Genomic DNA, 19,254 nt, shown 5'->3' on the forward strand with positions numbered 1-19,254 from the left:
AGAGCCTTAAATGACCGACTATAAAGCCACGCTAAACCTTCCGGACACCGCCTTCCCAATGAAGGCCGGCCTGCCACAGCGCGAACCGCAGATCCTGCAGCGCTGGGACAGTATTGGCCTGTACGGAAAGTTGCGCGAGATTGGCAAGGATCGTCCGAAGTTCGTCCTGCACGACGGCCCTCCGTACGCCAACGGTACGATCCATATCGGTCACGCACTGAACAAGATTCTCAAGGACATGATCATCCGCTCGAAGACCCTGTCGGGCTTCGACGCGCCTTATGTTCCGGGCTGGGACTGCCACGGCCTGCCGATCGAGCACAAGGTCGAAGTGACCCACGGCAAGAACCTGGGCGCGGACAAGACCCGCGAACTGTGCCGTGCCTACGCCACCGAGCAGATCGAAGGGCAGAAATCCGAATTCATTCGTCTGGGCGTGTTGGGTGATTTTGCCAATCCGTACAAGACCATGGACTTCAAGAACGAGGCCGGCGAAATCCGTGCCCTCGCTGAAATCGTCAAGGGCGGCTTCGTGTTCAAGGGCTTGAAGCCTGTGAACTGGTGCTTCGACTGCGGTTCGGCCCTGGCCGAGGCGGAAGTCGAGTACGAGAACAAGAAGTCCTCGACCATCGACGTGGCGTTCCCGATTGCCGATGAGGCCAAACTGGCCGCGGCCTTCGGTCTGCCGTCGCTGGCCAAGCCTGCCGCCATCGTGATCTGGACCACCACCCCGTGGACCATCCCGGCCAACCAGGCGCTGAACGTTCACCCGGAGTTCAACTACGCCCTGGTCGACGTCGGCGACAAGCTGCTGGTGCTGGCTGAAGAGTTGGTCGAAGCGTGCCTGACCCGTTACGGTGTGCAGGGTTCGGTGGTTGCGACCACCACCGGTAAAGCGCTGGAGCTGATCAACTTCCGTCACCCGTTCTACGACCGTCTGTCGCCGGTATACCTGGCCGACTACGTGGAACTGGGCGCCGGCACGGGTGTGGTTCACTCCGCTCCGGCCTACGGCGTGGACGACTTCGTGACCTGCAAGAAATACGGCATGGTCAACGATGACATTCTCAATCCAGTGCAGAGCAACGGCGTTTACGTGCCGTCGCTGGAATACTTCGGCGGCCAGTTCATCTGGAAGGCCAACCCGGCCATCGTCGACAAGCTGACTGAAGTCGGTGCGCTGATGCACACCACCGTCATCGAACACAGCTACATGCACTGCTGGCGGCACAAGACCCCGCTGATCTACCGCGCCACTGCGCAGTGGTTCATCGGCATGGACAAAGAGCCAACCAGCGGCGATACCCTGCGCCAGCGTTCGCTCAAGGCTATCGAAGACACCAAGTTCGTGCCGGCCTGGGGCCAGGCGCGCCTGCACTCGATGATCGCCAACCGTCCGGACTGGTGCATCTCCCGTCAGCGTAACTGGGGCGTGCCGATCCCGTTCTTCCTGAACAAGGAAAGCGGCGAACTGCACCCACGTACCGTCGAATTGATGGAAGAAGTGGCCAAGCGCGTTGAAGTCGAAGGCATCGAGGCCTGGTTCAAGATGGACGCCGCCGAGCTGCTCGGTGACGAAGCGCCGCAGTACGACAAGATCAGCGATACCCTCGACGTCTGGTTCGACTCGGGCACCACGCATTGGCATGTGCTGCGCGGTTCACACCCGATGGGCCACGAAAGCGGTCCACGCGCCGACCTGTACCTGGAAGGTTCCGACCAGCATCGTGGCTGGTTCCACTCCTCGTTGCTGACCGGTTGCGCCATCGACAACCACGCGCCGTACCGCGAGCTGCTGACCCACGGTTTCACCGTCGATGAGTCCGGCCGCAAGATGTCCAAGTCCCTGGGCAACGTGATCGCGCCGCAGAAAGTCAACGACACCCTGGGCGCCGACATCATGCGTCTGTGGGTGGCTTCGACCGACTACTCCGGTGAGATGGCCGTTTCCGAGCAGATCCTGCAACGCAGTGCGGACGCCTACCGGCGTATCCGTAACACCGCGCGCTTCCTGCTTTCCAACCTGACCGGTTTCAACCCGGCCACCGACCTGTTGCCGGCTGAAGAAATGCTCGCACTGGACCGTTGGGCCGTGGACCGTACATTGCTGCTGCAACGCGAACTGCAAGAGCACTACGGCGAATACCGTTTCTGGAACGTCTACTCGAAGATCCACAACTTCTGCGTGCAGGAGCTTGGTGGTTTCTACCTGGACATCATCAAGGACCGCCAGTACACCACCGGCGCCGACAGCAAGGCCCGTCGTTCTTGCCAGACCGCGCTGTTCCACATCTCTGAAGCGCTGGTGCGCTGGATCGCACCGATCCTGGCGTTCACCGCCGACGAGTTGTGGCAGTACCTGCCGGGCGAGCGCAACGAATCGGTGATGCTCAACACCTGGTACGAAGGCCTGACCGAGTTGCCGGAAGGCTTCGAGCTGGGTCGCGACTACTGGGATCGCATCATGGAAGTAAAAGTGGCGGTCAACAAAGAGATGGAAATCCAGCGTGCGGCGAAAGCCGTCGGTGGCAACCTGCAAGCTGAAGTGACGCTGTTCGCCGAAGATGCGCTGAGCGCCGACCTGGCCAAGCTGAGCAACGAATTGCGCTTCGTGCTGATCACTTCGACCGCCAGCGTGGCGCCGTTTGTTCAGGCCCCGGCGGATGCAGTCACCACCGAAGTCGGTGGTCTGAAGCTGAAGATCGTCAAGTCGTCCTTCGCCAAGTGCGCCCGTTGCTGGCACTGCCGTGAAGACGTTGGTGTGAACCCGGAACATCCGGAAATCTGCGGCCGTTGCGTGGACAACATCAGCGGCGCCGGCGAGGTTCGTCACTATGCCTAATGCCGTTGGCCGTTTCGGACGGCTGAGCTGGCTCTGGTTGAGTTTGCTGGTCCTGGTCATTGACCAGGCCAGCAAGTTTTACTTCGAGGGCAAGCTCGCGATGTACCAGCAGATCGTGATCATTCCCGATTACTTCAGCTGGACCCTGGCCTATAACACCGGCGCGGCGTTCAGCTTCCTGGCTGACAGTTCTGGCTGGCAGCGCTGGCTGTTCGCGCTGATTGCCATTGTGGTCAGTGCGGTGCTGGTGGTGTGGCTCAAGCGTCTTGGGCGCAATGAAACCTGGCTGGCCGTCGCCTTGGCGTTGGTCCTCGGTGGCGCCTTGGGTAACCTGTATGACCGCATTGCCCTGGGCCACGTAATCGATTTCATCCTGGTGCATTGGCAGAACCGCTGGTATTTCCCGGCGTTCAACTTTGCCGACAGTGCAATCACCGTCGGTGCCATCATGCTGGCACTGGATATGTTCAAAAGTAAAAAAACCGGAGAAGCCGTTCATGACTGAACAGGTATTGGCTGAGCAACGCATCGGCCAGAACACGGAAGTCACCTTGCATTTCGCATTGCGCCTGGAGAACGGCGACACAGTGGACAGCACCTTCGATAAGGCCCCGGCGACCTTCAAGGTTGGTGACGGCAACCTGTTGCCAGGTTTCGAGGCGGCTCTGTTTGGTTTCAAGGGCGGTGACAAGCGTACCCTGAGCATCGAACCGGAAAACGCTTTTGGTCAGCCGAACCCGCAAAACGTGCAGGTCATCCCGCGTTCGCAGTTTGCGGGCATGGAGCTGTCGCCGGGTTTGCTGGTGATCTTCAACGATGCGGCCAATACTGAATTGCCGGGCGTGGTGAAAGAGTTCGATGACGCGCAGGTGACTGTCGACTTCAATCACCCGCTGGCAGGCAAGACGCTGACCTTTGACGTGGAAATCATCTCCGTCAAAGCGCTGTAACTGCTTTTCTGTAGGAGCGAGCTTGCTCGCGATGATCGTTAACGAATACGCGTTCTACTAGATGAACGCGTTGTCCTTTAGTTTTTCGCGAGCAAGCTCGCTCCTACAGGGCAAGACACGAGGCACAGCATGCAAATCAAACTCGCCAACCCCCGTGGCTTCTGCGCCGGCGTGGACCGGGCGATCGAAATCGTCAACCGCGCCCTGGAAGTCTTCGGGCCGCCGATCTATGTGCGACACGAAGTGGTCCACAACAAGTTCGTGGTCGAAGACCTGCGGGCCCGTGGTGCGATCTTCGTTGAAGAACTGGACCAGGTACCGGACGACGTCATTGTCATCTTCAGTGCTCATGGTGTTTCCCAGGCGGTGCGTACGGAAGCCGCGGGTCGTGGGCTGAAAGTGTTCGATGCCACCTGTCCGCTGGTGACCAAGGTGCACATCGAGGTGGCCCGTTACAGCCGTGACGGCCGTGAATGCATCCTCATCGGCCATGCCGGTCACCCGGAAGTCGAAGGCACCATGGGCCAGTACGATGCCAGCAATGGCGGGGCGATCTACCTGGTCGAAGACGAAAAAGATGTGGCCGAACTGCAGGTCAACAACCCGGAAAAACTGGCGTTCGTGACCCAGACCACGCTGTCGATGGACGACACCAGCCGGGTGATCGACGCCTTGCGTACGCGCTTCCCGGCCATTGGTGGCCCGCGCAAGGACGACATCTGCTACGCCACTCAAAACCGTCAGGACGCCGTCAAGCAATTGGCCGACGAGTGCGATGTGGTGTTGGTGGTCGGCAGCCCGAACAGTTCCAACTCCAACCGTCTGCGCGAACTGGCAGAGCGCATGGCGACGCCGGCCTACCTGATCGACGGTGCTGAAGACCTGCAACAGAGCTGGTTCGAAGGCGTCGAGCGCATCGGTATCACCGCCGGCGCCTCTGCACCTGAAGTTCTGGTACGTGGCGTGATCCAGCAGTTGCAGGCCTGGGGCGCTACCGGCGCCGACGAGCTGGCCGGTCGTGAAGAGAACATCACCTTCTCGATGCCCAAGGAACTACGCGTCCGCTCGCTGATTTGACCCGCCCTCGCAGAGTGCCTGTGCAACCCGATCGTTGCGCAGGCTGACTCGACCGGAAGACGCCAGTACCACTTGGTACTGGCTTAGCGCTTCACGCGTTGCACAGACATGCAACGTTCCCGATTGAAAGCCACCCCCCACAGGTTCACCCAACGGGCTGAACCGAATGGACGTCCTCACGTATAGATTGCCGAAAACCGGCAGCCGAGTGCCGCTACGGCGTTCGATCAGCAGCGGGTTATCGCTGTCGTCATGACCCTGGCCGCTCACGTCCAGAATGATTCGCCAGCCTTGGCCCCAGTCACCATTTATCCCGTGCACCATCACGTTCTGGTTGCGGGCAATAGCCTCGCTTCTGGCGCTGTTGATCCCGCTGGCAAGCGATCTCGCAGCTTGTTCGCGGCGACTGGATGCAATCATCTCTCCGAACATCGGGCTGACCAGATGCAGAACAATCCCGGTAATCGTCAGTCCCATAAGCAGCTCGATCAAGCCGAAGCCTTGTTGTCGCATGTTTCTCCCTCCCTGGAGTGATGTTCGAGCGTGTAATGGCAGGTATAGCTGAGGGTAATCGAGGGGATCGATGGATCATCGTACAAAAGGTTTCACGCTGATCGAGATGCTGGCTGCGCTGGTGATTTCAGCGTTGCTGATCACCTTGGGCGTGCCTGCTTTTAGCCGTTTGGCGCAATCCACCCGAGCTGACACTGAGATTGGAGAGGTGCAGCGCGCCTTGAATTTTGCCCGTATCGAGGCGATCAATCGGGGTATCACCACCCAGCTTCGGCCGACGGCAGATCGCGATGATTGGCAGGGCGAGTTGGCGGTGTATGACGGTACTGGCACTTCAGCCAATGTATTGCGGGTTGTTCCGGCGGTGAGCAAGGGCGCGACTGTCACGCTAACTTCAGGGGTAAGCAGCATCGATTTCAGCGATCTGGGTGGCTTGTCGTCAGTGCCCGCAACGGTGTTGATCAGTTACACGTTAGGGGCACAAAGCAGGACGCTGAGTGTGTGTTTGAACGGACGGATTCTACGAGGTGGAAGTTGCGAATGAGGGCAGGGAGCAAGCGAGCAGTACAGGGTATGACACTGATCGAAGTGCTGGTGGCGTTGTTGATTCTGGGGGTTGGCCTGCTGGGGGCAGCGGCGGTTCAGCTCAATGCGCTGAAGTACACGGACAGCTCGCGCATGCTCAGCCAGGCCAGTTTCATTGCCTACGACATGATGGATCGCATTCGTGCCAATTCTGCTGCCGACTACACCGTTGTGCCACCGACGTCGGGCAATCTGGGCAACGCCCGCGATCAGGATCTCTACGACTTCACCACGAATATCGCCCAGTTTGGTGGACCTACTGCTACTGGCAGCGTCACCGTCAATCAACGTATTTATACCGTTACCATTACCTGGGACGACTCGCGGGCGGCCAGGAACGACCACGATCAGCGCAGTTTTGTCCTCTCCAGTCGCGTGGCGGTCGATCCTCTGGTGAGCCCATGACCGGCAGGCAAAACGGTTTTGGGCTCATTGAAGCAATGATCGCCCTGGCATTGAGCCTCATTGTTGTCCTGGGCGTAACGCGGATATTCATCACCGCCAAGAGCACCTACGTCAGTCAGAACGCAGCGGCCAACATGCAGGAGGACGCGCGATTCGTGTTGAGCAAGATGATTCAGGAGATCCGCATGGTGGGCATGTTCGGCTGCCTGGGGACAATCACTGACTCAAGTAAGGACAAAGACTTCAATGCCAGCCAGCTGACGCCGATCCGTTGGGATAACGTTAGTCATGAGTTGACCCTGGTAACGGCGGATGTCGGCAGTAAAGGCAGTACTCCAGCGTGGACAGTCATCTCCGATTGCAGAAGCAGCGCAACAGCCTATAGCGGCGCGCCGACACCCGCAGCGGGGCAAACAGCCTTTCCGATCAGGCGACTGGTTTACGGCTTCCGGAACAATCAACTGCTGATCGGGCCTGGAGGTGGCAGTCCGATGCGGGTGTTGGTCGATAATGTCAGCGCCTTCGATGTGAGCTTCGGTGTGGCCCGTACCGCGACCGATATCGCTGCTTCCAGCTACAGCGCCAACCCATCTGACCCGGCGCTGATTCGTAGCGTTCGCCTGAGTTTGACCCTGCATGACCCCAACGACAGGGTTGGCAGTCAGACTTTCAATGTCGTCGCCGCCTTGCGAAATCGACTGCCATGAAGAGAAGGCCGATGACTGTTCGCACTCAGGGAGGCATGGCGCTGCTGGTCAGCCTGGTGTTTTTGTTGTTGCTGACGTTGCTGGGCATTTCATCGATGCAGAACGCCACCTTGCAGGAAAAGATGACTGCCAGCCTGGTGCTGCGCAATCAATCGTTCCAGAGCGCAGAAACTGTCCTGCGAGCGGGTGAAAGTGCCGTGCAACGGGCCGGCTATGCAATGCCACAGTGCAGCGGTAATCGCCAGTGTTCGCCTCCGGCGGAGTCGTCGACAGTCAGTGCCGCAGGCTTCAATGCCGCTTCGGGTGTCACATGGATCGCATCCGGTAGCGGTTTTTACGGTGTACAGAACCTCGGTGTCAGCAAGGAGGCCGTGAATGTGCCGATCAATACCCAGGTCACGTTGTACCGGGTCACGGCAGTGGGTATCGCAGGGCATTCGCGCAGTGTGGTGGAAAGTATCTATGCGAAGTTTTAAGTGGCGTTTCGCAGGGTATGGCGCATGGGTGATCGTGCACTGGTGCGCACCGGCTTACGCGCTTGTGCCACCGAACTTCCCGCCGATGAGCCGGGATCACTGCCTGGTCGCCGGCAACTGGTATGGTTTTTACCGCGACAAAATGGGCTTGAGCCCCATCTGCATCAAGCTGCCTGACACGATCAGCGTTAAGATGCTCGACAGCAATGCTGATGGCGTGGTCGATGACATCGACGCCATTTCCAGCGAGGTGAAATTTGTCGGGGAGAACCCGAGCCAAGATAATACCGATAATGACGGCAACGGAATCGGCGAGGATTCTGCTGGCGACATCCCCCCAGCGCCGGAAAACTCCGGCGGCAGTCGTCGCATCATGTGGCGCCAGATACAGTAAGTGAGAGTTGATGCATGCGTAGTTCCAGCCGAGGTTTTACCCTGATCGAAATCATGATCGTGATCGCGATTATCGGGATCGTCCTGACCATTGCCGCGCCGATGTTCACTGAACACCTGAACAAGGGCCGCCGTACCGACGTGGCCGGGTTGCTGTCCGAACAGGCGCAGATCCTTGAGCGTTTCTATACGAAGAACAACACATACACCGAAGCCACCGGCCTCAGTGCCGGCAATGACTATTACACGATTGTTCCGACCCTGACCGAGCAGACCTTTCTGCTGACAGCCGAGCGCAAGCCGGGCACCAGCATGGCCGCAGACAAGTGCGGTGATCTGACCATTACCAACACTGGCGCGCTTGGCATGGTCAATGCGGCGTCCGGGGTCACCAGTAAAGAGTGCTGGGGTCGCTGAGTTCCTTTTTCGGGCGCCCCTTGCGCCCATTGTCTATTCAACGGTTGGATCAGAACATGACCAGGCAACAGCAAGTGGTGATTGTCGGCGGCGGCGTGATTGGCCTGCTGACGGCGTTCAATCTCGCGTCCGAAGTGCAAAGCGTTGTGCTGCTGGATCGTTCGAATGTCGGTCAGGAGTCTTCCTGGGCGGGTGGTGGCATCGTTTCGCCGCTTTACCCGTGGCGCTACAGCCCGGCGGTTACCGCGCTGGCCCACTGGTCACAGGACTTTTATCCACAGCTGGGCGAGCGCTTGTTTGCTGCCACAGGTGTTGACCCTGAAGTACACACCACCGGCCTGTATTGGCTGGATCTGGACGACGAGGCTGAGGCCTTGGCCTGGGCTGCGCGGGAAAACCGTCCATTGAGCGCTGTGGATATCTCCGCGGCGCATGACGCGGTGCCGGTGTTGGGCGGTGGCTTTTCTCGCGCCATCTACATGGCCGATGTCGCCAACGTGCGTAACCCGCGGCTGGTGAAATCGCTCAAGGCGGCCTTGCAGGCTCTGCCTAATGTCACCCTTCATGAGCAATGCGAGGTCAGTGGCTTTGTGCGTGATGGCAATAAAGTCGTAGGCGTGCAGACGTCCAGCGGCATTGTCCACGCTGATGAGGTGGTGCTGACTGCGGGCGCCTGGAGTGGTGACTTGCTCAAGAGCCTGGGCCTGACACTTCCGGTAGAGCCGGTGAAGGGGCAGATGATTCTGTACAAATGCGCGGCGGATTTCCTGCCGAGCATGGTCCTGGCCAAGGGTCGTTATGCGATTCCGCGGCGTGATGGGCACATTCTGATTGGCAGCACACTGGAGCATGAAGGCTTCGACAAGACGCCGACCGCAACCGCGCTGGAGAGTCTCAAGGCATCGGCAGTCGAGCTGATTCCGGCACTGGCCAATGCGCAGGTCGTCGGACACTGGGCAGGTTTGCGCCCCGGCTCACCCGAGGGCATTCCTTACATCGGTCGCGTACCTGAATTTGACGGGCTCTGGCTCAACTGTGGGCATTACCGCAACGGCCTGGTGTTGGCGCCAGCATCCTGTCAGTTGTTTGCCGATGTGATGCTGGGCCGGACCCCGATCATTGATCCGGCGCCGTATGCGCCGGCCGGGCGGATCTGAGCGCTTCAGTCCAGCCCCAGCTTCTTCAGGCGATAACGCATCGACCTGAAGGACAACCGCAATCGCTGGGCCGCCGCCGTGCGGTTCCAGCGGGTTTCCTCCAGCGCCTGGAGGAGCAACTGGCGTTCGATGCTCTCCAGGTAGGCTTCCAGGTTGTCGATTTGCGTCAGGTCCGGCAAGCCACTTTCGACGGCACTTTTGCGCTCGGTCAGGCGCAGGTCAGAGGCCTCAATTTGCTGGTTCTCGCTCAGGGTGTGAGCCCGTTCGAGCATGTTTTCCAGTTCCCGCACGTTACCGGGGAAGCGGTAGCCTTTCAGCGCATCGAGGGCCTGCGCGTTCAGGCTCGCGGGCGGTTGCCCGGCGTCTGCAGCCAGGCGCTTGAGGATGTGATTGGCGAGCGTTTCGATGTCGTCGCGACGCTCGCGCAAGGGCGGCACCTGTATTTCGATCACGTTCAAACGGTAGTACAAGTCCGCACGAAAGCGTCCGGCGGCCACTTCGGCACCCAGGTCCTTGTGGGTGGCACACAGGATGCGCACATCGATGACCAATTCCTGTTGCTCGCCAACGCTGCGCACGGCTCTTTCCTGGATGGCGCGCAGTAACTTGACCTGCATCGCCAACGGCAGGTCGGCCACTTCATCGAGAAAGAGTGTGCCGCGATGAGCCGCCTGAAACAGGCCTGGCTTGTCTTCGATGGCACCGCTGAAACTGCCTTTGCGATGGCCAAAAAACTCGCTCTCCATCAGTTCCGATGGAATCGCCGCACAATTGACAGGTATGAATGGCAGATGGGTGCGTGGGCCCTGTTCATGGATCAGACGTGCGACCAGCTCCTTGCCGCTGCCGGACTCACCACTGATGTACACCGGCGCCTGGCTCTGGGCCAGCTTGGCGATGTGTTTGCGCAGGGTGCGTATGGGCATGGATTCGCCGACCAGTCTTTGCGCCGTGGCTGTGCTGTCGCTGGAAGGGCGCAGGGCGCGGCTGACCAGTTCCCTCAGGCGAGTGAGGTCCACTGGCTGGGTCAGGTAGTCGAAGGCGCCGGCTTTCAGGGTGTTGACTGCCGTTTCGAGGCAGGCATAGGCGCTGATCATCGCCACCGGGACCTGAGGATAGCGGTGGCGGATGTGCTTTATCAGCTCCAGACCGGTTCCGTCGGGCAGGCGCATGTTGGTCAGGCACAGGTCGAAAGTCTCGCGTTTGAGCAGCGCATGGGCCTGATCGATGTTGCGGGCATTAAAAGTGTCGAGTTTCATCCGCCCCAGGGTGATCTCCAGGAGTTCGCGGATATCCGCGGCGTCGTCGACGATCAGGACTTTCTTGCGTGCACGCATCATCAAAGTGGGTTCCATCCATGAACGACGATCATGCTAAAGCGGCCGCCGTCCTGGCGGGACTTTGAGTTCAGGTGGGACAGTTGCAGGACGTTTCCAGATACCCGGGACATGCGCTGAGAGTGATCTTGAATAATCAGCGTCAGACGCCCATTCGCGTCTTCAGTTCCTCATGTGCGTGTATTGGCCCCGCGGCTTGATGGATGGCACCCAGCGGGGCGGGCTGGGGCCATTGCAACGGCAGGGATCAGCGATTGTCGGATTTGGGGCCTTGCTGAAGGTGGGCCTGGCTGCAATACCACTGCTGTTCGAGATTCAGCGCACGGTCACGTGGCAGATGTACGCCGCACTGGGCGCAACGCACCATGGGAGCAGCGTCACGTTCAGATGGGGATTGGGTGGAAGCAGGTTGACCCTTGAACTTGCGCCAGAACCATACAGCAGCGGCAATCAGGGCGATCCAGAACAATAGACGAAGCATGGTGAGCTGCTTTTTGACTGATGATTCGGCAGTTTAGCCTCGGACCTGACGGGCGCACAGTGGGTAAAAGCGCGGAAATAAAAAAGGGAGGCTTGAAAGCCTCCCTTTTGCATAACCGGGGGTGTCAGTCGAACACGCCGAAGGTCATGTAGCTGAACCAGGAGCGGTCACTGTTGTTGCCTTCCGCTTCGTGATTTTCTTCTTCGATCACGTCGCCATTGGCGTTTTTAGGCTTGAGCTCGTTCGGGATCGCGTCTTTCGCGTCCTGGAACTGCTTCTGCACGTCCTGGTTGGCGCGGGTTTCGCCCGGCGGCAGCGGTGGACGCGACTCGATCAGGCCCAGGGTGGCCTTGCTCAGCCACGAACGGTTGTCGGCCTCAGCCACCGATGGCACGAACTGACCGTCCACCAGGCTTGGGTGGTTCGGGTAGTTGAGCTTCAGGGTTTCCAGGCTGGTCGCGGCCAGTTCGTCCAGGTGCAGACGCTGGTAAGCCTCGGTCATCACCGCCAGGCCGTCACCGACCGATGGGGTTTCCTGGAAGTTTTCTACCACATAACGGCCACGGTTGGCGGCGGCGACGTAGGCCTGACGGGTCAGGTAGTAGTCGGCCACGTGGATTTCGTAGGCAGCCAGCAGGTTGCGCAGGTAGATCATGCGCTGCTTGGCGTCCGGCGAATAACGGCTGTTCGGGAAGCGGCTGGTCAGTTGGGCGAACTCGTTGTAGGAGTCGCGGGCGGCACCCGGGTCACGCTTGGTCATGTCCAGCGGCAGGAAGCGCGAGAGCAGGCCAACGTCCTGGTCGAAAGAGGTCAGGCCCTTGAGGTAGTAGGCGTAGTCCACGTTCGGGTGCTGTGGGTGCAAGCGGATGAAACGCTCCGCAGCAGACTTGGCAGCCTCAGGCTCGGTGTTCTTGTAGTTGGCGTAGATGAGTTCGAGTTGCGCCTGGTCGGCATAACGACCGAACGGATAACGCGACTCCAGGGCCTTCAGCTTGGCCGTGGCGCTGGTGTAGTTATTGTTGTCCAGGTCGGTTTGAGCCTGTTGGTACAACTCGACTTCACTCAGGTTTTCGTCTACGACTTCCTTCGATGAGCAAGCAGCGGTCAATGCGAGGATGGCGATCAGCAGCAGGTGTTTCACTTGCATGGCGGCTTGCGTCCCTATGACGGCCGCTGTCTTGGGCGTGGCCGTCCTGTTATGATGAGCGCCCCGTTGAATAGCCTCGGGGCAAAAGACGCCGTATTTAACCACAAGCGCGCAGCCGAAACCAAAGGCTGTGCCGACGCCTAGTCTGAGCATGTCCGATAAAATTGAACTTCGCGCAGAGGTGCCGTCCGAATTGGGCGGCCAACGCCTCGATCAAGTCGCCGCACAATTATTCGCTGAGCACTCGCGCTCGCGCCTTTCCGCCTGGATCAAAGACGGCCGCCTGACTGTGGATGGGGCGGTTATCCGCCCGCGAGACATCGTTCACGGTGGCGCCATTCTTGAGTTGACTGCCGAGCAGGAAGCTCAGGGCGAATGGGTCGCTCAAGACATTGCCCTGGACATCGTCTACGAAGACGACGACATCCTGGTGATCAACAAGCCTGCGGGCCTGGTGGTGCACCCGGCTGCCGGTCACGCTGATGGCACTCTGCTCAACGCCTTGCTGCATCACGTGCCGGACATCATCAATGTGCCGCGTGCAGGCATCGTGCATCGTCTGGACAAGGACACCACCGGTCTGATGGTGGTGGCCAAGACCATTCAGGCGCAGACGCAGCTGGTTACACAGTTGCAGAGCCGCAGCGTCAGCCGTATCTACGAGTGCATCGTGATTGGCGTGGTCACCGCCGGTGGCAAGATCAATGCCCCGATCGGTCGGCATGGCCAGCAGCGCCAGCGCATGGCTGTGATGGAAGGTGGCAAGCAGGCCGTCAGCCATTACCGCGTACTCGAACGCTTCCGTTCGCACACCCATGTGCGGGTCAAGCTGGAAACCGGTCGGACCCACCAGATTCGTGTGCACATGGCCCACATCAACTTCCCGTTGGTCGGCGATCCAGCCTATGGTGGCCGCTTCCGCATTCCGCCGGCAGCCAACCCGACCATGGTCGAGTCGCTGAAAAACTTCCCGCGTCAGGCGCTGCATGCGCGTTTCCTGGAACTGGATCATCCGACGACCGGTAAGCGCATGAGCTGGGAATCGCCGTTGCCGGAAGATTTCGTCTGGTTGCTGACCCTGCTCAAGCAAGACCGCGAGGCGTTCATCGGATGAGTGACTGGCTGATTCCTGACTGGCCCGCGCCGGCCGGGATCAAAGCCTGTGTCACCACCCGGGCGGGCGGCGTCAGTCTGGCGCCGTTCGACAGCCTCAACCTCGGCGATCACGTCGATGACAGCCCTGAAGCCGTCGCCGAAAACCGTCGTCGCCTGACCGATCATTTCGCCATTCAACCGGCCTGGTTGCAGCAGGTGCACGGCATTGCCGTGGCACATGCCGATCCGGGGCGTGTGGATACTGCCGATGCCAGCTGGACGTCAACGCCGGGCATCGCCTGCGCCGCGATGACCGCCGACTGTCTGCCGGCACTGTTTTGCGACCGCGCCGGTACCCGTGTCGCGGCGGCCCATGCCGGTTGGCGCGGGTTGGCCGCGGGTGTGCTGGAGGCCACACTGGACAGCCTGGCCGTGGCGCCTGCTGACGTATTGGTCTGGCTGGGCCCGGCCATTGGTCCGAAAGCCTTCGAAGTCGGCCCTGAGGTACGCGAAACCTTCGTGCAGCAATTGCCTGAAGCAGCGGATGCCTTTGTGCCGAGTCAGAACGCCGGCAAGTTCATGGCCGACATTTATAAGCTGGCGCGCCTGCGTCTTGCCGAACGTGGCGTCACTGCCGTGTACGGCGGTGGTTTCTGCACGGTCAGTGACCCGCGCTTCTTTTCCTATCGCCGTGCCTCACGCACCGGCCGATTTGCCTCCCTGGTCTGGATCGACCGCTAAGCTTCCCTGACCTGCATCAATGTCGTGACGCTTGAAACTCGCAGAATCGACCGCATCTAGTGTGGTATCTGGCAGGTTTCTTCATTCAGGATGTTTTCTAGGTCCGGCCTGCTCAAAAGGAAGGTGACCCATGCGTATAGACCGTTTAACCAGCAAATTGCAGTTAGCGCTGTCCGATGCCCAATCCCTGGCTGTAGGCCACGATCATCCGGCCATCGAACCGGCGCATTTGATGCAGGCCTTGCTTGAACAGCAAGGCGGCTCGATCAAGCCCCTGCTGATGCAGGTGGGCTTTGACGTCAACAGCTTGCGTAAAGAGCTGACGAAAGAACTCGATCAGCTACCGAAAATCCAGAACCCGACCGGCGACGTCAACATGTCGCAGGATCTGGCGCGTCTGCTCAACCAGGCCGATCGCCTGGCCCAGCAGAAGGGCGACCAGTTCATCTCCAGCGAACTGGTGCTGCTCGCCGCGATGGATGAGAACAGCAAGCTTGGCAAGTTGTTGCTCGGCCAGGGTGTAAGCAAGAAAGCCCTGGAAAACGCCATCAACAACCTGCGCGGCGGCGAGGCCGTCAACGATCCGAACCACGAGGAGTCGCGTCAGGCTTTGGACAAGTACACCGTCGACCTGACCAAGCGTGCCGAAGACGGCAAGCTCGATCCGGTGATCGGTCGTGACGACGAAATTCGCCGAACCATCCAGGTGCTGCAACGCCGTACCAAGAACAACCCGGTACTGATCGGTGAGCCCGGGGTGGGTAAAACCGCGATTGCCGAAGGCCTGGCCCAGCGCATCATCAACGGTGAAGTGCCGGACGGCCTCAAGGGCAAGCGCCTGTTGTCCCTGGACATGGGGGCGTTGATCGCCGGTGCCAAGTACCGCGGTGAGTTTGAAGAGCGCCTGAAATCGCTGCTCAACGAGCTGTCGAAGCAGGAAGGGCAGATCATTCTGTTCATCGACGAACTGCACACCATGGTCGGTGCCGGTAAAGGCGAAGGCTCGATGGATGCGGGCAACATGCTCAAGCCTGCACTGGCGCGCGGTGAGCTGCATTGCGTTGGCGCGACCACGCTCAACGAGTATCGCCAATATATAGAGAAGGACGCCGCCCTCGAGCGACGCTTCCAGAAAGTACTGGTCGATGAGCCGAGCGAAGAAGACACCATCGCCATCCTGCGTGGCCTCAAGGAGCGTTACGAGGTTCACCACAAGGTGGCGATCACCGACGGCGCGATCATTGCCGCGGCCAAGCTCAGCCATCGCTACATCACTGATCGGCAGTTGCCGGACAAGGCCATCGACCTGATCGACGAGGCCGCCAGCCGCATCCGCATGGAGATCGACTCCAAGCCGGAAGTGCTGGACCGTCTGGAGCGCCGCCTGATTCAGTTGAAGGTGGAATCCCAGGCACTGAAGAAAGAAAGCGACGATGCGGCGAAGAAGCGTCTGGAAAAACTTCAGGAAGAAATCGCTCGTCACGAGCGTGAGTACTCGGATCTCGAAGAAATCTGGAACTCGGAAAAAGCCGAGGTTCAGGGCTCTGCGCAGATCCAGCAGAAAATCGAGCAGGCCCGTCAGGAACTGGAAGCGGCCCGCCGCAAAGGCGACCTCAGTCGCATGGCTGAATTGCAGTACGGGGTTATCCCTGATCTGGAGCGCAGCCTGCAGATGGTCGACCAGCACGGCAAGAGCGAAAACCAGTTGCTGCGCAGCAAGGTGACTGAGGAAGAGATTGCCGAAGTGGTGTCGAAGTGGACCGGTATTCCGGTGTCGAAGATGCTTGAAGGCGAACGCGACAAGTTGATGAAGATGGAAAGCCTGCTGCATCAACGTGTGATCGGCCAGGACGAAGCGGTGGTGGCCGTTTCGAATGCGGTACGGCGTTCTCGCGCCGGGTTGTCCGACCCGAACCGGCCTAGCGGCTCGTTCATGTTCCTCGGCCCGACCGGTGTGGGTAAAACCGAGCTGTGCAAGGCGCTGGCCGAATTCCTCTTCGATACCGAAGAGGCCATGGTGCGAATCGACATGTCCGAGTTCATGGAGAAACATTCCGTGGCTCGTCTGATCGGCGCGCCACCAGGGTATGTCGGTTACGAAGAGGGCGGTTACCTGACCGAGGCGGTGCGTCGCAAGCCTTACTCGGTGATCCTGATGGACGAGGTCGAGAAGGCGCACCCGGATGTGTTCAACGTCCTGCTGCAAGTGCTTGAAGACGGACGCCTGACCGACAGTCATGGTCGCACGGTGGACTTCAAAAACACTGTGATTGTCATGACCTCCAACCTGGGCTCGGTACAGATCCAGGAATTGGTCGGTGATCGTGAGGCGCAGCGTGCGGCGGTGATGGATGCGATTTCCACGCACTTCCGGCCCGAGTTCATCAACCGGGTCGACGAAGTGGTGATCTTCGAGCCTCTGGCGCGGGATCAGATCGCAGGCATTACCGAGATCCAGTTGGGTCGTCTGCGCAGCCGTCTGACCGAGCGGGAGCTGAAGCTGGATCTCAGCCCCGAGGCGATGGACAAGCTGATTGCGGTGGGTTACGACCCGGTATACGGCGCACGGCCGCTCAAACGAGCGATCCAGCGCTGGATCGAGAACCCGCTGGCACAGTTGATCTTGTCGGGTCGGTTCATGCCGGGCGATACCGCTCACGGTGTGGTGGAGAACGACGAAATCGTCTTCGTCTGATCCGTAACCGCAGCAAAATTGAAAAGGCCTCGCATTGCGAGGCCTTTTTTTCGTTAGGCTGTTGAACTCAAAGGAAAAGGCTTGTAAAGTGCGCCCCGCAGTCAGTCACCCGCCAGGGTTTTTGCTCCCCAAGCAGGAATCCAAAATAAGTTGCAAATCATTAACTTGAAAGCAATTTAGGGGGTTGACAGAGGTGCTGAAGATTGTAGAATAGCGCGCCTCAGACACACGAACGCAGCGATGCGAACGGGTCGAAGAGAACGCAGTAAAGCTTCACCGTTGTAAATTGAAATGTGTAGTTCCGTGATAGCTCAGTCGGTAGAGCAAATGACTGTTAATCATTGGGTCCCAGGTTCGAGTCCTGGTCACGGAGCCAATTTCAAACCGGGGTATAGCGCAGTCCGGTAGCGCGCCTGCTTTGGGAGCAGGATGTCAGGAGTTCGAATCCCCTTACCCCGACCATATTTGGGTCGTTAGCTCAGTTGGTAGAGCAGTTGGCTTTTAACCAATTGGTCGTAGGTTCGAATCCCACACGACCCACCATTTTTGAAACCAGTTAACGCTGGGATCGAATCTTAAGATCAGAGGCCAAAAGCGCTGATCGAAGAAGGCGCCTTCAAGGGTGCCTTTTTTTTACCGGGGTATAGCGCAGTCCGGTAGCGCGCCTGCTTTGGGAGCAGGATGTCAGGAGTTCGAATCCCCTTACCCCGACCATATTAAAAATCCTCGTATCGAAAGATACGGGGATTTTTTTTGCCCAGAAAATCTTATGCACACCGCGAAACAACTGTAGGAGCGAGCATGCTCGCGATAGCGGTCAGCCAGATGACATAAATGTCGACTGTACCGACGCCATCGCGAGCAAGCTCGCTACTACAGAAGATGTGTATTAGTGCAGCTTGAGGCGCGGCTCGGTGCCTCGACCGATCTTGCTGCCCAGCATCAGCATCGCCGTGCGGAACGGCCCGTACAGCGCCATCTGGTGCATGCGGTACAGCGACACATAGAACATCCGCGCCAGCCAGCCTTCCAGCATCACGCTGCCGGTGAGGTTGCCCATCAAGTTACCCACAGCCGAAAAACGCGACAGTGAAATCAGCGAGCCGTAGTCGGTGTACTTGTAGGTCGGCAACGGCTTGCCTTCGATGCGCAGTTTCAGCGATTTGGCCAGCAACGACGCCTGCTGATGCGCCGCCTGGGCACGTGGCGGCACATTGCGGTCGCTGCCAGGTTGCGGGCAGGCCGCGCAGTCACCGAAGGCGAAGATGTTCTCGTCGCGGGTGGTTTGCAGGGTCGGCAGCACTTGCAGCTGGTTGATGCGGTTGGTTTCCAGGCCATCGATGTCCTTGAGGAAGCCCGGCGCGCGAATCCCCGCCGCCCAGACTTTCAGGCTGGCCTTGATTTCGTTGCCATCGGCGGTGATCAGGCTGTCGGCCGTCACTTCGCTGACGGCGGCATTGGTCATGACGTTGACCCCGAGTTTCTCCAGGGTTTTATGCACAGGCCCGCCGATGCGCTCCGGCAATGCCGGCAAGACGCGAGGTCCGGCCTCGATCAGGGTGATGTGCATGTTTTCCGGTTTGATCCGGTCCAGGCCATAGGCTGCCAGTTCATGGGCGGCGTTGTGCAGCTCGGCGGCCAGTTCGACCCCGGTGGCACCGGCACCGACGATGGCCACGCTGATCTGCTCAACCGCATCCGTTTGCCCGGCATGGGCGCGCAGGTAGTGATTGAGCAGTTGTTGATGGAAGCGCTCAGCCTGCTTGCGGGTGTCGAGGAACAGGCAGTGTTGCGCTGCGCCCTGGGTACCGAAGTCGTTGGTGGTGCTGCCGACGGAGATCACCAGCGTGTCGTAGGGCACTTCGCGGGCCGGCACCAGTTCCAGACCGGCTTCGTCATAGGTAGCGGCCAACTGAATTTTTTTCTGTGCGCGATCAAGACCGCTCATGCGCCCCAGCTGGAACTCGAAGTGGTTCCATTTGGCCTGGGCCACATAGTTGAGCTCGTCTTCGGAGGAGTTCAGGGAGCCGGCTGCCACTTCGTGCAACAAGGGCTTCCAGATGTGGGTCAGGTTCGCGTCGACCAGCATCACACTGGCCGTGCCACGCTTGCCCAGAGTCTTACCCAGACGGGTAGCCAACTCCAGACCGCCGGCGCCGCCGCCAACGATGACAATACGATGAGTCATGGGGATATCTCGCAAGGCTAAAAGAAATCGGTACGGTTACCCCCGCGA

The 19,254-nt window shown here is 59.4% G+C and carries 19 protein-coding genes and 4 tRNA genes; 18 read left to right on the forward strand and 5 right to left on the reverse strand.

Translation table 11 applies throughout. The features are described 5' to 3' along the window. Window positions 1–10: 10 nt before the first annotated feature. The 4 genes from ileS to ispH all read left to right on the forward strand — a co-directional run bounded on the left by ileS (window position 11) and on the right by ispH (window position 4,869). Window positions 11–2,842, forward strand: a complete 2,832-nt coding sequence (gene ileS / locus EIY72_RS23270; RefSeq protein ID WP_093230094.1) for an isoleucine--tRNA ligase — start codon at window positions 11–13, stop codon at window positions 2,840–2,842. Next, the gene (lspA, locus tag EIY72_RS23275; protein ID WP_093230096.1) at window positions 2,835–3,347 is read left to right on the forward strand and encodes a signal peptidase II; all 513 of its coding nucleotides are present in this window, start codon (window positions 2,835–2,837) and stop codon (window positions 3,345–3,347) included. The genes ileS and lspA overlap by 8 nt, the downstream gene beginning before the upstream one ends. Before the next feature lie 7 nt (window positions 3,348–3,354). Then, window positions 3,355–3,792, forward strand: coding sequence for an FKBP-type peptidyl-prolyl cis-trans isomerase (fkpB, locus tag EIY72_RS23280; RefSeq protein ID WP_197678884.1), 438 nt, complete (start codon window positions 3,355–3,357; stop codon window positions 3,790–3,792). Between the two features lie 129 nt (window positions 3,793–3,921). Further along, window positions 3,922–4,869 carry a 4-hydroxy-3-methylbut-2-enyl diphosphate reductase gene (gene ispH, locus EIY72_RS23285; protein ID WP_093230100.1) on the forward strand — a complete coding sequence of 316 codons (948 nt, stop codon included), beginning with the start codon at window positions 3,922–3,924 and terminating at the stop codon, window positions 4,867–4,869. Here the strand turns inward: ispH and EIY72_RS23290 are convergent. Further along, window positions 4,846–5,382 carry a GspH/FimT family pseudopilin gene (locus EIY72_RS23290; RefSeq protein WP_093230102.1) on the reverse strand — a complete coding sequence of 179 codons (537 nt, stop codon included), beginning with the start codon at window positions 5,380–5,382 and terminating at the stop codon, window positions 4,846–4,848. The genes ispH and EIY72_RS23290 overlap by 24 nt on opposite strands. Before the next feature lie 70 nt (window positions 5,383–5,452). Between EIY72_RS23290 and EIY72_RS23295 the strand changes: the two genes are divergently transcribed. Genes EIY72_RS23295 through thiO form a run of 7 tightly spaced genes read left to right on the forward strand, consistent with a single transcriptional unit; the run spans window position 5,453 to window position 9,522 of the window. Further along, window positions 5,453–5,926 (forward strand): GspH/FimT family pseudopilin, encoded by a 474-nt coding sequence (locus tag EIY72_RS23295; RefSeq protein WP_093230104.1) that lies wholly within the window; start codon window positions 5,453–5,455, stop codon window positions 5,924–5,926. Next, window positions 5,923–6,372 carry a type IV pilus modification protein PilV gene (pilV, locus tag EIY72_RS23300; protein WP_093230107.1) on the forward strand — a complete coding sequence of 150 codons (450 nt, stop codon included), beginning with the start codon at window positions 5,923–5,925 and terminating at the stop codon, window positions 6,370–6,372. The genes EIY72_RS23295 and pilV overlap by 4 nt, the downstream gene beginning before the upstream one ends. After that, entirely contained in the window at window positions 6,369–7,079 is a 711-nt protein-coding gene (locus tag EIY72_RS23305) for a PilW family protein (RefSeq protein ID WP_093230109.1), read from the forward strand. Before pilV ends, EIY72_RS23305 begins: the two co-directional genes overlap by 4 nt. Beyond that, complete coding sequence (locus EIY72_RS23310) at window positions 7,076–7,555, forward strand: pilus assembly PilX family protein (protein ID WP_371315410.1); 480 nt, start codon at window positions 7,076–7,078, stop codon at window positions 7,553–7,555. Before EIY72_RS23305 ends, EIY72_RS23310 begins: the two co-directional genes overlap by 4 nt. Beyond that, the gene (locus EIY72_RS23315; RefSeq protein ID WP_132680174.1) at window positions 7,542–7,949 is read left to right on the forward strand and encodes a hypothetical protein; all 408 of its coding nucleotides are present in this window, start codon (window positions 7,542–7,544) and stop codon (window positions 7,947–7,949) included. The genes EIY72_RS23310 and EIY72_RS23315 overlap by 14 nt, the downstream gene beginning before the upstream one ends. 14 nt (window positions 7,950–7,963) lie before the next feature. Beyond that, complete coding sequence (locus EIY72_RS23320; RefSeq protein WP_093230115.1) at window positions 7,964–8,365, forward strand: type IV pilin protein; 402 nt, start codon at window positions 7,964–7,966, stop codon at window positions 8,363–8,365. Between the two features lie 56 nt (window positions 8,366–8,421). Further along, window positions 8,422–9,522: a glycine oxidase ThiO gene (gene thiO, locus EIY72_RS23325; protein WP_093230117.1), complete on the forward strand. Its 1,101-nt coding sequence runs from the start codon at window positions 8,422–8,424 to the stop codon at window positions 9,520–9,522. 5 nt (window positions 9,523–9,527) lie between these two features. On the opposite strand, the gene EIY72_RS23330 is transcribed toward thiO, so the two are convergent. From EIY72_RS23330 to EIY72_RS23340, 3 genes are all read right to left on the reverse strand, one after another. Next, window positions 9,528–10,859, reverse strand: a complete 1,332-nt coding sequence (locus EIY72_RS23330) for a sigma-54-dependent transcriptional regulator (protein WP_093230822.1) — start codon at window positions 10,857–10,859, stop codon at window positions 9,528–9,530. Between the two features lie 247 nt (window positions 10,860–11,106). Continuing rightward, window positions 11,107–11,340 carry a PP0621 family protein gene (locus EIY72_RS23335; protein WP_093230119.1) on the reverse strand — a complete coding sequence of 78 codons (234 nt, stop codon included), beginning with the start codon at window positions 11,338–11,340 and terminating at the stop codon, window positions 11,107–11,109. Window positions 11,341–11,464: 124 nt separating this feature from the next. Further along, window positions 11,465–12,487, reverse strand: coding sequence for an outer membrane protein assembly factor BamD (locus tag EIY72_RS23340; RefSeq protein ID WP_093230121.1), 1,023 nt, complete (start codon window positions 12,485–12,487; stop codon window positions 11,465–11,467). A 151-nt stretch (window positions 12,488–12,638) separates the two neighbouring features. On the opposite strand from EIY72_RS23340, the gene rluD reads away from it, so the two are divergent. The 7 genes from rluD to EIY72_RS23375 all read left to right on the forward strand — a co-directional run bounded on the left by rluD (window position 12,639) and on the right by EIY72_RS23375 (window position 17,732). Beyond that, window positions 12,639–13,601: a 23S rRNA pseudouridine(1911/1915/1917) synthase RluD gene (gene rluD / locus EIY72_RS23345; protein WP_093230124.1), complete on the forward strand. Its 963-nt coding sequence runs from the start codon at window positions 12,639–12,641 to the stop codon at window positions 13,599–13,601. Then, window positions 13,598–14,323, forward strand: a complete 726-nt coding sequence (pgeF, locus tag EIY72_RS23350) for a peptidoglycan editing factor PgeF (protein ID WP_093230126.1) — start codon at window positions 13,598–13,600, stop codon at window positions 14,321–14,323. Before rluD ends, pgeF begins: the two co-directional genes overlap by 4 nt. 130 nt (window positions 14,324–14,453) lie before the next feature. Next, window positions 14,454–17,018, forward strand: coding sequence for an ATP-dependent chaperone ClpB (gene clpB, locus EIY72_RS23355; protein ID WP_093230128.1), 2,565 nt, complete (start codon window positions 14,454–14,456; stop codon window positions 17,016–17,018). A 300-nt stretch (window positions 17,019–17,318) separates the two neighbouring features. Beyond that, window positions 17,319–17,394, forward strand: a tRNA-Asn gene (locus tag EIY72_RS23360). Window positions 17,395–17,403: 9 nt separating this feature from the next. Then, window positions 17,404–17,480 (forward strand) — tRNA-Pro (locus tag EIY72_RS23365). 5 nt (window positions 17,481–17,485) lie between these two features. Further along, window positions 17,486–17,561 (forward strand) — tRNA-Lys (locus EIY72_RS23370). A gap of 94 nt (window positions 17,562–17,655) precedes the next feature. Continuing rightward, window positions 17,656–17,732 (forward strand) — tRNA-Pro (locus tag EIY72_RS23375). Between the two features lie 175 nt (window positions 17,733–17,907). On the opposite strand, the gene EIY72_RS23380 is transcribed toward EIY72_RS23375, so the two are convergent. Next, a complete protein-coding gene (locus EIY72_RS23380) occupies window positions 17,908–19,206 on the reverse strand; it encodes an NAD(P)/FAD-dependent oxidoreductase (RefSeq protein WP_093230130.1) in 1,299 nt (432 codons plus the stop codon). Between the last annotated feature and the right edge of the window lie 48 nt (window positions 19,207–19,254).

Source organism: Pseudomonas vancouverensis, from assembly GCF_004348895.1.
GTDB lineage: Bacteria > Pseudomonadota > Gammaproteobacteria > Pseudomonadales > Pseudomonadaceae > Aquipseudomonas > Aquipseudomonas vancouverensis.